The organism is Weizmannia sp. WK01, from assembly GCF_025905465.1.
GTDB classification, from domain to species: Bacteria; Bacillota; Bacilli; order Bacillales; family Bacillaceae_C; genus Weizmannia; species Weizmannia faecalis.
In genome coordinates, this window is record NZ_CP109616.1 from 1924658 (window position 1) to 1936325 (window position 11668).

The following is an 11668-nucleotide window of genomic DNA, read 5'->3' on the forward strand; positions in this document are numbered from 1 at the left end:
AGGTTTGCCCTTGCCGTCCATTTGTCAGCAGCACTTCGGCCCGTGCGGTTTGACTGGATCAAAAAAGTTGCTGACCGTTCCCGGATCGGTTTGATTGACGTACGATTCCGTGTGCGGAAAGTAGTTTTGCTGATGAAATACATGGTGATTCACATGGGTTGTATGCGTCGGGAAAACATGCGGCACGATGACATCCTGGACGGTGTGCGTAACGCAGCATTTTGTCGGATGCACAACAGCCGGCATGATCCGCGGCGGGCAATGGTGGTGAAACATGTTCCGATCTCCTTTCATCATCAGACGTCTTTTTTCTTACACTACTAACCTATGACTCGGAAAGGGAACATGTACTAAGGAAAAAACCCAATTTGCCGTTTTAATCCACAACTCCCTCTCCCACGTCGCCCGGTGCATCGTTTTTCGACCTCTTTAACAATTCATTTTGATCAAAAACCATTTTAACGGGACTTTTGGCGGACTGCAATAAAAATGGCGGAAATCGACAAAGGACGCGCATTTTTCTCTGATCCAAAAGAAACCGACAAATCCCAACAAGGGGCGTTTCAAAATCCCGAATTCCCCGTCGAATCATGCGCTTGCCCAGGAAATAGCGGTTAAAAACCGGTTCTTTTCCCGGACATTTCCTTGCTGAAAGAGGATCTCGCCGGGATTTGGGCTTTCCGGTACAACCGTAAAAGGCGTTTTTCCGTTTCCAAACAGCATTTTTTCCATTTCCCTGAACCGAACTTGCCGTACTTTTGATAAATTTCCAGTCCCTTTTCGGCATAGCGGACGGCTTGCAAAAGGTCTTTTTTCTTGTGTTCATACAGTTTGGAAAGCTCAATGCACGCTTCGGCTCTGATCGTATCCGGCGCATTTTCGGCTAATTCAGCCCAAAGCATTCCGGCTTTCCTGTATGCTTTTTGTTTTTTATACTGGAAGGCCAGACGGTGTTTGGCAGCCAGATCATTTTCGCCGGCGGCCGCTTCAAAACTTTTCACGGCGGCATCATCTTCGCCGATATATTCAAACCATTTCCCGATAAGCCGTTTTTCCTTTGCCGTCTGGTTTGGGTCGGTCTCAAGAATTTGAAACGTAAGGTGGGTATACAAAGAAATAAGCGATAAAATGTCCTCTTCGTTATGGCGGATGACGCCAAGCAGGCCTTCCGGATTTTTGCGCTCAACGAAATCAAAATAAATCATCGGCGCCAAATATCCCGGAATATCCTCCTCGCGTTCCACTCCCAGAATTTCACGCTCCACATTCGCTAATTTCACGGACCCAAGTTCATCTTTCCACAGCCTTTTTGCCGCGTGGTACAAGTCAAAATGGCCAAATTCAGGCAGACGCGGCACGTGGTCGCGGATAAGCGTATGGCGCGTCTTTACCTGGGGCCAGTCAAACGCCTTCCCGTTATATGTAACGAGCGCAGTGTAATCGATATTTTCCAGGAAACTGTAGTAAAGCGGCACTTCAAGCCCCGGTTCCGGAAGAATATGCTGTTTTAAAATGACATTTTCTTCGGTAAAGGAAGCATATCCGAGCAAAAAAATCGTGTTGCCCGCCCCTCCCCCGAGGCCGGTCGTTTCGGTATCGAAAAAAAACAAATCAAACGGGCTGTAGCCTTTGGCGGATAAAGGGTGCCGGACCGGCTTTTGCTGCCACAGTTTGACGGCATCAAAATAGTCGCGAAAAGCATATTTGCCGTGCTTTGTTTCAAGCGGGTAGCGGACTTCACGGATGAGGCAGTACTCGCCATCCAAATCATACAGCGAAGCGCCCGCCTTTTCCCACATTTCAAAGAAAGGAACAGAATCGGTCTGGGATGCTTCCACCCGTTCGGCAGGCTCAGGCTGGTCTCTCACGATATGGTTTTTCATCCGGTTTAATTTATCTTTTAATCCCGGCATGTTGCGCCCCTCCTTTGATCGCCCCGAGCCAGAAATCAAACAGCCGGACGGCGGCCTGTTTTGCGCCCGCGGCAGCCGTTTCTGCGCCCGTACAGGAAGGGCACCCGTCTTCGCAAGGGCAGTTTACAACCATCGCTCTTGCAGATTCCAAAATTTCCCTAGCCCCGCCATAGATTTTTTCACTCAGGCCGATGCCGCCCGGATACCGGTCATACAAAAAGATTGTTGGCTTTTCGTCATGGATCGCTTTCACCTGGGGCACGGCCTGGATATCATGGGCATCACACATGGCAAAAAGCGGCGCAATCGACTGGAGTGCGTGCGCAGCGCCGGTAAGCGCGCCTTCCAGCAAATGTTTTGGCACCGCATCTTCCCCCATGGAAAACCAAACGGCATTCGTGTGCAGTTCCATTTCCGGAAGGTGGATCGGCCCCGAGCCAATGTTTTCATGCGTGTTAAATTTAATTTTTTTGAAAATCGTCGGCATCGCCCGGACCATCACATCCCCATAGCCGATGATGGCATCCTGCAAAACGGTCTTTCGGTCTTGTTCCAGCACTTTCAGCTCCACCGCCAGATTGGCATCCGTGTAATAATCAACAGCGACTTCACGGACAAATGCCTTTTTCTCTTCCCAGTCCAGCTTTTCAACCTGATACTGCACCGCCTGATGCAAATAAATCGCCTCTTCATGGAGCAATGTCATCGCGCTGAACTGGTCCATTTCACCGATCACGCGCACATCCGGCGCATGGGTCATATCGATAATGACGACATTTTCCTGCGACGCGGAACGAAGGCTGATATTGTGGGCCGGAAAAGCATCATTCATCCAGTACCAGGCATCCCCGCGCCGGTGGAGAATCCGTTCATCCGCTAAAAACTCGAGCACGTCCTCGATTTCAACGTTGCCAAACGTTTCCCCTTTTTTAAACGGTAGTTCGTATGCAGCGCATTTGACATGGTCCACTAAAATGACAAGATTATCGGGGTTGATGCGCGCTGTCTCCGGGGACCGGTTGAAAAAGAAGCCCGGATTACGGATGATGTACTGGTCAAGCGGGCTTGAGCCGGCAACAAGGATGACGAGCGATTCCCCCTGCCTTCTTCCTGCGCGCCCGGCCTGCTGCCAGGCGCTCGCAATTGTGCCCGGATAGCCGGTCATAATACAGACCTGGAGCTGGCCGATATCGACACCGAGCTCGAGGGCGTTCGTGCTGACAATCCCGTATATGTCCCCATTTCTTAATCCCTGCTCGATTTTCCGCCGCTCCGTTGGAAGATATCCTCCCCTGTAGCCCATGATCGACTTTTCCCCGAGTTCATCTTTTACGAGTTCCTGCAAGTATTTTAAGATGATTTCGACGCGCACACGACTTCTTGCAAAAACAATCGTCTGGATTTTGTTTTTCAAAAGTTCCCCTGCAATTTTCCGGACTTCAAGCGTGGCGCTTCTCCGGATGTTCAACGGCTTATTCACAAGCGGCGGGTTGTAAAAAAGAAAATGCTTCGTTCCACTTGGCGCGCCGTTTTGGTCAATCAGTTCCATTTTTTTGCCGGTTAGCTTTTCCGCCAGCTCTTTCGGGTTTTGGATCGTCGCGGACGTGCAAATAAAAACCGGATCGCTCCCGTAATAACGGCAAATCCGCTTTAATCTGCGCAACACATTGGCGACATGGCTGCCGAACACACCGCGGTATATATGCAGTTCGTCGATCACCACAAATCTTAGATTTTCAAAAAACGACACCCATTTTGTATGGTGGGGCAAAATGGCGGAATGCAGCATATCCGGATTGGTAATGACGATATGGCCGGCTTTGCGAACGCGCTGCCGGATATTTGAAGGCGTGTCCCCGTCATATGTATAACTGTTTACCGGCACGCCGGCTTCTTCAATGATTTCGTTTATTTCACTTTTCTGGTCCTGCGCGAGCGCTTTTGTCGGAAACATATAGAGCGCGCGTGCATCTGGGTTTTGAAGGATGGTCTCGAGCACAGGCAGATTATAACAAAGCGTTTTGCCTGATGCAGTCGGGGTAACGGCCGTAAAATCTTTTCCTGCCATGGCAAGCTGATATGCCTCTGCCTGGTGGGTATACAATGACGAAATTCCTCTTTTTTCGAGTGCCGAAAGCACAGCCGGTGTGATGCTGCCAGGAAAAGGCACCGTTACAGCCGGCTTTCCTTCAATCGTATGCCAATGGACAATCCGTTCCTGGAAAGAACGGTCCATCTGCAACTGCTCCAATATTTCCTGCAAATTCTTTTTTCTGAACATCTTTCCTCACCCCGCTATCTATTATATCGAATAGACGTTCGTTTTAAAAGCATTCTTTCACATTTTCCGCTTGGTTTTCATATTATACAGCGAAAGAGTGCTGTGCAACCATTCATTTTCTTTATCATCAATAAGAAAGGAGCCTGCCGATGTCCAATTTATCCGGCCCGGATGAAAAGCATCCTTTTTACGGGCTGATGCAAGCGATGGACCAATTTTTTCAGGAAAAACCGGTCAAACATTTTTTTGAGAATCTCGATGAATTTTTTTCTTTTGATACGATCCCGGTCCGCCTTGAAGAAAAAGATGAAGCTTATGTACTGACAGCCAAACTGCCCGGGTATGAAAAAGGCCAGATTGAGATTGAAGTTTATGATCAATATCTCACCATTAGCGCCAGGCATGAGGAAGCCGTTTCAAGTTTGGATGAAACGAAAAAAGCTTACGAAAAGAAAAGCGCATTCCGCCGGATAAGCCGGACGGTGCCCCTGCCGCCACTGGTGGACGGGGATCAGATTCAGGCAAAATTTGAAAACGGGCTGCTTGTGATTTTGATGCCGAAAGGAAAGAAAAAAAAGCTGAGGATTGAATAAGAGGCCGGGAGCGTCCCGGTTTTTTCCGTTTTTTGTCCCTTTTTTAAGCAAAACGGCCCGGAAGCCTATTTTGTAAACAGGCCCCCGAGCCCTTTGACCATCGATGATACTTGATTAATCGCATTGATCATCTGTCCGGCAGTATTGACCATTTTATTAAAATCAATGGAGCCATCCTGGGATTTGAAGGAATTCAAAAAAGATCCCCCCATTTGCGGCGGCTTTGGCGGAACAGGCTGATGCGGGTACGGATGGCCGAACCCTGCCGCACCGTGCTGGGTGTTTGGCTTTTCAGCTGCCTCGAGCGGGTTTCCGAACAAATGCATGGCAGCTTCTTCCCCGGCATGCTGGCCGCTTTGTCCGTGCATATGCCAGGCCTGACCGTACCCGCCCGGATGCTGGCCGTACGGATACGGCGCTGGGGGGTATCCATAAACATGCGGGGAATGCTGCCCGGGATATGGAAATTGCGGGTAATACGGACCGGCCCCCGGCATTACAGGATACCGTCCTATGTTTCTTGTGCGCCGGCTGCTGTAAGGATCTTGAAAAACGCGCATTGCCATCGCCTCCTGCCTGCTTCACCAATAATGTATGTGGCATCTGGCAATTGGTGATGTGTCCATATCCTTTACGATTTCTCCAATGCTTCCTGCAAGCATTGGAGAATATATTTCACCGACTGAAAATGGTCGAGCATCATTTTGCGGCTCGATGACGGGTAAAAAGCACGCACCGCAACCATTTGCAAATTTTCGGCCGTATGTTCAAGCTGGGACGGAAAAAGATGCGCCGGCCTCCGGGCTTCCACCCATGCTTTTGCGGCCGGGAGCCACCTGTCAATGGCATCCTGCAACGTATCGCAAAAAGGCTTGACTTCGCTGAAAAAATCCTTTTCCACCCCTGTTTCCTTTACTTCCTGGTACAGGTCGTAAAGCTCAAGCGTGTACGCAATCAGCTGCTCGTTTAACGCTTGTAATTGCCCTTCTTCCATTTCTGTTCACCCTTCTAACCGGATATTCTCCCTTCGCCGGGTTTTTTTACGGGAGACTTCTTTCATTTTAGGAAGTTTTTTTGTTTTCATCAATCCGCAAGCTTTCCGCCCTGTATGTTTTTCTGAATGCTTCCGCCCTTTTTTCCAAATGATCCAGCTTCATTTCTGCTTTTTTCAAATGGTACCACTGCTTTATCGACTGCTTTCTTGCTTCCTTCTCCGCCTTATGCCGGATCTCTGTCCCAATATTTTCGAGTGCCTCTTCCATTTTTTCCAGCCCGTTTAAAAATGCGGCTTTCGGTATCATTTGTTTTCCCCCTTGAATTTCATCATGCCTATTCATTCTCTGCCAGGCGGCCCGGTCCCTTCATGCCTGACAAAACTAGAAGCAATTCGGCAAAGAAAACGGGTTTCTTCATTTTGCGTTTTCTTTCGACAGCGTGCCTCCATTTTGGGCGCATTTTTCCCGGCTGCGCCAACTTTCGTGCCGGCATGTATGCAAAAGGCGGAACTGCAAACAATAAATATGCCGGAAAATCCGGTGACACCAATTTCAGGAGGTGGGTTTCCATGAAAACGAATGACAACAAAGCACAACAACAGAAAAAAGCACGGGAACAGAAAGGGTCTTTGGCAAAAGGAGATAAGAAGCTGAACGGCCCTGACCGCCCTTCCACCTAATGAAAGCAAAAAGCAAGGAAATGTTTCCTTGCTTTTTGTTTTGCCTGTTTTTAGCGAAAAAAACCGGGCAGGCCGGTTCCTTGTCCCCCGCCGGCGCAAAAGGGGCCGAAAGACTGTTTTTTTTATTACATATTCTTTGTCTGTTCTGCTATGATATAATTTAGCTTATGAGGTGAGGGAACATGGAATTGCGTTATCCAAACGGAAAAAAGTATAAAGGGAAAAAAAACAAAGCCGGACGGAAAAATGCGAACCAAATTTTATACGGCAACCGTGGGATGACACTGGAAGAGGATCTGAATGAAACCAATGCTTATTATTTGCAGGAAGGCATTGCCGTTATCCATAAAAAACCGACCCCGATCCAGATTGTCCAGGTCGATTATCAGTCACGGAGCACAGCCGTCATTAAAGAAGCCTATTTTAAACAGCCGTCCACAACCGATTACAACGGGGTGATGAACGGTAAATATATAGACTTTGAAGCAAAGGAAACGCAAAACCATACTTCTTTTCCGCTTCATAACTTCCATGAGCATCAAATCAGCCATATGAAACAGGTGGTGGCGCAAGGCGGAATTTGCTTTGTCATTCTCCGTTTTGCGAAAGAAGAAGAAATTTTTTTGCTGGAATCCCGCCATTTATTTTTTTATTGGGATAGAATGCTTGCCGGAGGGAGAAAATCGATAAAAAAAGAAGAAATTGAAGAAAACGGGCACCCTATACCGGTTGGATACCGGCCGAGAATTGATTACATCGCCGTTTTAAAACAATTGTATGCTTTATAGTTGTTGCCCGGCCGGATGATTGACGGATCCGGCAACAATATGTTTTGAATCTAAATCGGCTTTTTCAGATTTAGAAGAAAGGAATGCTGAGCATGGCAGAAAAATACCAATCCCGCGAAGAACGCCGGAAACAAATGCAGGCAAATCAACATAAAAAGAAAAGGAAAAAACCGAAAAACAAATTTTTAACATTTATAAAGCGGCTCATTCTTGTCTGCTTTCTTGTCGGGCTGGCCGGAGTCATTGCGGGAATCAGCACTTTTGCGTATTACGCAAGCAGCTCCCCGAAACTGACGAAGAAGCAGTTATCCGACCCGATTCCATCGGTGATTAAGGATAAAAGCAACAAAACAGTCGCAACGCTCGGGGCACAGAACCGGAAATATATTGATTATGAAGAGCTTCCAAAACAGATGGAAAACGCGATTCTTTCGACAGAAGATGCACGGTTCTATCAGCACCACGGGATCGACCCGATTCGGCTTGGGGGTGCGGTGGTCGCAAACTTTACCAAAGGGTTCGGATCCGAGGGGGCGAGCACCCTCACCCAGCAGGTCGTTTCCATGGCGTTAAATAATAAAAACGAAAAAACATTAAAGCGGAAGGCCCAGGAAGCGTGGCTGGCGATCCAGCTTGAGCGGAAATATACAAAGCATGAAATCCTTGAAATGTATGTCAATAAAGTCTATATGTCAGACGGTGTCTTCGGCTTTGAGACAGCCGCTGAACATTATTATGGCAAATCTTTAAGCAAATTATCACTGCCGGAAATTGCCGTACTGGCCGGCATGCCACAAAGCCCGAATAATTATAATCCGTTTGACCATCCGGATCTGACGAAGAAAAGAAGGGACATTGTCCTTTCGATGATGTACAAAAACAATAAAATTACAAAGGCAGAAATGGAAAAAGCGCAGGCCACCCCGGTTTCGGCCGGACTGGTCAAAGAAAAAGAGCGGAATACAAACGCGAACAAATATCCTGCCTTTGTCAATGAAGTCATTAAGGAAGTGCAGAAACTCGGGAACTATAATGTGTATGCCGATGGTTTAACCATTTATACAACCCTGGATTCTTCCGCACAGCAATATACGGAAAAAATCTTAAACACCAATTCGATCATCAATTATCCGGATAAAAAAATGCAGGCCGGCATTGCCCTGATCGATACGAAAACAGGCGAAATCCGTGCGCTCGGCGGCGGGCGCAATATGAAACTTGACCGTGGCTTCAACTATGCCGTTGATACGAAGCGTTCGCCGGGATCAACGATCAAACCGATTCTTGACTACGGGCCGGCGATTGAGTACTTGCACTGGTCAACCGGGCACCAATTGAACGATGTGGCAACCACTTATTCGGACGGAACGCCGATTAATGACTGGGATAACCGGTTCCTTGGCAAGATGAGCATGCGCAAGGCACTGTATTTATCACGGAATATTCCTGCCTATGAAACGTATAAAGAAGTCGGCAAGGAAAGGGCCATCCGTTTTGCAAAAAAACTCGGCCTTGATTTAAACAGCAAAGAAATCGTTGAATCTTCATCCATCGGCGGAGGGGTGCAAGTTTCACCGCTGCAGATGGCTTCCGCTTACGCCGCATTCGGCAATGAAGGCATATACAACAAGCCGCATGCCATCCGGAAAATTGTCCTGCGTGACGGGGTCACGGAAATCAAACCGCATGTCCAGTCCAAAATCGCCATGAGTGATTTTACGGCTTATATGATTACGGACGTGCTGAAAGATGTGCTGACAAAAGGCACCGGGACAACCGCCCATATTCCAGGATTGCCTGCCGCCGGTAAAACGGGCACAACGAATTTTGATAAAGATGAGCTGGCAAAATACGGGATTTTGAGTTCTTCTGTGCGGGATTCCTGGTTTGCGGGCTACACGACAAGATATTCGTTAGCTGTATGGACCGGATACGAAAGCGAGAAAGGCAAAAAATATGGCGTCACAAGGCCGTATCAAACGGTCGCGCAGCAAATTTACCGCCACTTGATGCGCTATGTATCGGAAGGCAAAGAAACGCCTGACTTTACGATGCCGAAAAGTGTCGTCAGAATGGGAAGCGAATTGTATATCCGCGGCCATATCGATACAGCGATTGATAAAAAATCCGTTACCCAGGATGCGCCGGCAAATGTTCACGCAGCGTATGATGCAAACAGCAAAAAAATTACGGTTACCTGGGATTATGAAGGATCAGGTGCAACCTTTAACGTCTCCGGCACAATAAACGGCAGCGCGGCGTCATTCGGTTCGACTTCAGGAAAATCGATCACCGTTGCCAATCCGAAAGCGGGCGCAACGTATGTCTTCAATGTCACCGCCACGGTAAATGGCGTGAAAAGCAAAGCGGCATCCGCCAGTGTAACGGTTCCGGGGGATAGCACGGACACGAAGGCGGATGATAACCAAAACAAGCAACCGGAAGACAATGCCCAAAAACAACCGGATGCAAACAATTCAAATACGAATAGCAATACCGGCACTGACACCAATCAGTCCGGCGAAAACAAAGACAACACCGGCTCAGACAAGGGAACAAACAGCGGCAATTCAAACGGCACCGGCTCGGAAAACAGCGGAAACGGCAACAGCAACAAAGATAACAACAACGGTCCAGGAAACAGTTCAGGCACTGGCCCTTCAAGCGGAAATGACAGACCGGCAAACAATGGAGCAGGCACTCATGGCAAGGGAAACAGCGGTTCAAACGGAAACCAAGGGACCAATACGAACGGCGGGAACAGTTCCAATAAAGACGAAAACAGTTCGGGCAACACGTCCGCAAATAACAATACCGGTTCTGAATAAAAAAGCACGTGATTGATGGCTTCCTGTGCTCCCGCCGGTTCGCACCAAAAAAGCATGGAGAATCAGTTCTCCATGCTTTTTGTATTGTTATTTCTTGTTCTCTTTCTGCTTCATCCGTTTCTTCCCTTCCCTGCACAGGTCAAGAAGCGGGCAGATTTCACATTGCGGGCGCTGGGCCTTACAATGGTAGCGGCCGAAGAAGATCATCCGGTGGTGCGTGATCGACCATTCTTCTTTCGGCACTTTTTTCATTAAGGTTTGTTCCACTTCCAATACACTGTCTTTGTAGCGGCAAAAACCGAGCCGTTTGCTTACTCTCTCCACATGGGTATCGACAGCAATGGCCGGAATGCCAAAAGCAACCGACAGGACAACGTTTGCCGTTTTTCTGCCGACGCCGGGCAGTTTCATTAGTTCTTCACGTGTTTGCGGCACTTCCCGCCCGTATTCCTCGATGAGCATCCGACAAAGTTTTTGGATGTTTTTTGCTTTGTTGCGGTATAGGCCGATCGACCGGATGTCCTGCTGCAGTTCTTCAAGCGGCACGGCAATATAATCATCCGGCGTTTTATACTTTTGAAACAGATTTTTTGTCACTTTATTGACGAGCGCATCGGTGCACTGGGCGGATAATGTTACCGCGATCAGCAGCTCAAAAGGATTTGAATGATTCAATTCACAGCGGGCATCCGGAAACATTTCCCCCATTGTCTCAAGGCAATGCCGGATTTGTTTTTTTGTCAGCATTTCTCAAACTCCTGTAACTAGTTTACATAAAATTATTATTGTCACCTTTATTGTTCGAGCCAGTTATAAAACGGCACCGGATTGGTCGTTTTCGGTTTTTCTGTTTGCGGTTTTGACGATTTACGGAAATTCCTTCCATATTCACGTGCTTCATCCACCGTCCGGATTCCGTTCTTTTTCCATTCAAACAAAATGCGGTCTATGTAGCGGAAATTCAGTTTGCCGGAGATGACGGCTTCGCGCAGGGCGGCTTTGATCAGATCAGGGGATTGCCCGTCCTGGTCAATCCACATCGCCAATGTTTCGCATTCGAGCGGCGACAGCGGCCTGCCAAACTCCTGTTCAAACGTGGTGTATAAATCGGTTTCTTCGTTTACGCTTTTTTCAAGCTCGTCCTGTTTTTTCTCATAGATAAATTCATCGGCGAGTTTCGCCCACAGCGGCATGATCGAATATTTTTCATACAGGATGCCACCTTCCCCTTCCCCTTCTTCAATGGACAAAAACTGATGCTGGATTAGACGCCGCAAAATCGAAACGCACATACTTTCCGGAATGGTAAGCCTGCCTGCCAGATCTTCAGGCGTCGGAAACGCATTTCCCTCTTTTAAAAAAGAATAAACTTGCAGCAAAAGCACAAGTTCCGTTTCATTCAGGCCAAGCTGTTTGTATTTTTTCAATAAGAGCTGGGGGACGGTCAATATCCCTTCTTCCCACCAGGCAAGCAAAAGATCTTTATCCATGTTGGACACCTCAATGTAAGTATAGCAGTTTAAAAACGGCAAGGGAATTGAAAAAAACATCTGAAAAGAAAAACGGCTGCACACCGTCAATGCAGCCGTT

The 11668-nt window shown here is 47.9% G+C and carries 12 protein-coding genes; 4 read left to right on the forward strand and 8 right to left on the reverse strand.

Going from position 1 to position 11668, the window contains the following annotated elements:
- Positions 1-24: 24 nt before the first annotated feature.
- From OF158_RS09045 to OF158_RS09055, 3 genes are all read right to left on the reverse strand, one after another.
- Positions 25-276, reverse strand: a complete 252-nt coding sequence (locus tag OF158_RS09045; RefSeq protein WP_014098202.1) for a CotD family spore coat protein — start codon at positions 274-276, stop codon at positions 25-27.
- Positions 277-614: 338 nt separating this feature from the next.
- Positions 615-1913: a ribonuclease H-like domain-containing protein gene (locus OF158_RS09050; protein WP_014098201.1), complete on the reverse strand. Its 1299-nt coding sequence runs from the start codon at positions 1911-1913 to the stop codon at positions 615-617.
- Positions 1894-4194, reverse strand: a complete 2301-nt coding sequence (locus OF158_RS09055; protein ID WP_035184719.1) for a DEAD/DEAH box helicase — start codon at positions 4192-4194, stop codon at positions 1894-1896. Before OF158_RS09055 ends, OF158_RS09050 begins: the two co-directional genes overlap by 20 nt.
- A 149-nt stretch (positions 4195-4343) precedes the next feature.
- Between OF158_RS09055 and OF158_RS09060 the strand changes: the two genes are divergently transcribed.
- Positions 4344-4787 carry an Hsp20/alpha crystallin family protein gene (locus tag OF158_RS09060; protein ID WP_014098199.1) on the forward strand — a complete coding sequence of 148 codons (444 nt, stop codon included), beginning with the start codon at positions 4344-4346 and terminating at the stop codon, positions 4785-4787.
- 65 nt (positions 4788-4852) lie between these two features.
- Here the strand turns inward: OF158_RS09060 and OF158_RS09065 are convergent, their stop codons facing one another.
- The 3 genes from OF158_RS09065 to OF158_RS09075 all read right to left on the reverse strand — a co-directional run bounded on the left by OF158_RS09065 (position 4853) and on the right by OF158_RS09075 (position 6088).
- Complete coding sequence (locus tag OF158_RS09065; RefSeq protein ID WP_014098198.1) at positions 4853-5347, reverse strand: YppG family protein; 495 nt, start codon at positions 5345-5347, stop codon at positions 4853-4855.
- Between the two features lie 71 nt (positions 5348-5418).
- Positions 5419-5781 carry a YppE family protein gene (locus OF158_RS09070; RefSeq protein WP_014098197.1) on the reverse strand — a complete coding sequence of 121 codons (363 nt, stop codon included), beginning with the start codon at positions 5779-5781 and terminating at the stop codon, positions 5419-5421.
- Positions 5782-5848: 67 nt separating this feature from the next.
- Positions 5849-6088 carry a hypothetical protein gene (locus OF158_RS09075; RefSeq protein ID WP_014098196.1) on the reverse strand — a complete coding sequence of 80 codons (240 nt, stop codon included), beginning with the start codon at positions 6086-6088 and terminating at the stop codon, positions 5849-5851.
- A 263-nt stretch (positions 6089-6351) separates the two neighbouring features.
- On the opposite strand from OF158_RS09075, the gene OF158_RS09080 reads away from it, so the two are divergent.
- The 3 genes from OF158_RS09080 to OF158_RS09090 all read left to right on the forward strand — a co-directional run bounded on the left by OF158_RS09080 (position 6352) and on the right by OF158_RS09090 (position 10078).
- The gene (locus OF158_RS09080; RefSeq protein WP_014098195.1) at positions 6352-6462 is read left to right on the forward strand and encodes a hypothetical protein; all 111 of its coding nucleotides are present in this window, start codon (positions 6352-6354) and stop codon (positions 6460-6462) included.
- A gap of 182 nt (positions 6463-6644) precedes the next feature.
- A complete protein-coding gene (gene recU, locus OF158_RS09085) occupies positions 6645-7250 on the forward strand; it encodes a Holliday junction resolvase RecU (protein ID WP_014098194.1) in 606 nt (201 codons plus the stop codon).
- Between the two features lie 92 nt (positions 7251-7342).
- Positions 7343-10078: a PBP1A family penicillin-binding protein gene (locus OF158_RS09090; protein ID WP_035184715.1), complete on the forward strand. Its 2736-nt coding sequence runs from the start codon at positions 7343-7345 to the stop codon at positions 10076-10078.
- A gap of 87 nt (positions 10079-10165) precedes the next feature.
- On the opposite strand, the gene nth is transcribed toward OF158_RS09090, so the two are convergent.
- Together nth and OF158_RS09100 are read right to left on the reverse strand one after the other, a co-directional pair.
- Positions 10166-10825, reverse strand: a complete 660-nt coding sequence (gene nth / locus OF158_RS09095) for an endonuclease III (RefSeq protein WP_014098191.1) — start codon at positions 10823-10825, stop codon at positions 10166-10168.
- Between the two features lie 47 nt (positions 10826-10872).
- Positions 10873-11568 (reverse strand): DnaD domain-containing protein, encoded by a 696-nt coding sequence (locus tag OF158_RS09100; RefSeq protein ID WP_014098190.1) that lies wholly within the window; start codon positions 11566-11568, stop codon positions 10873-10875.
- Positions 11569-11668: the final 100 nt, after the last annotated feature.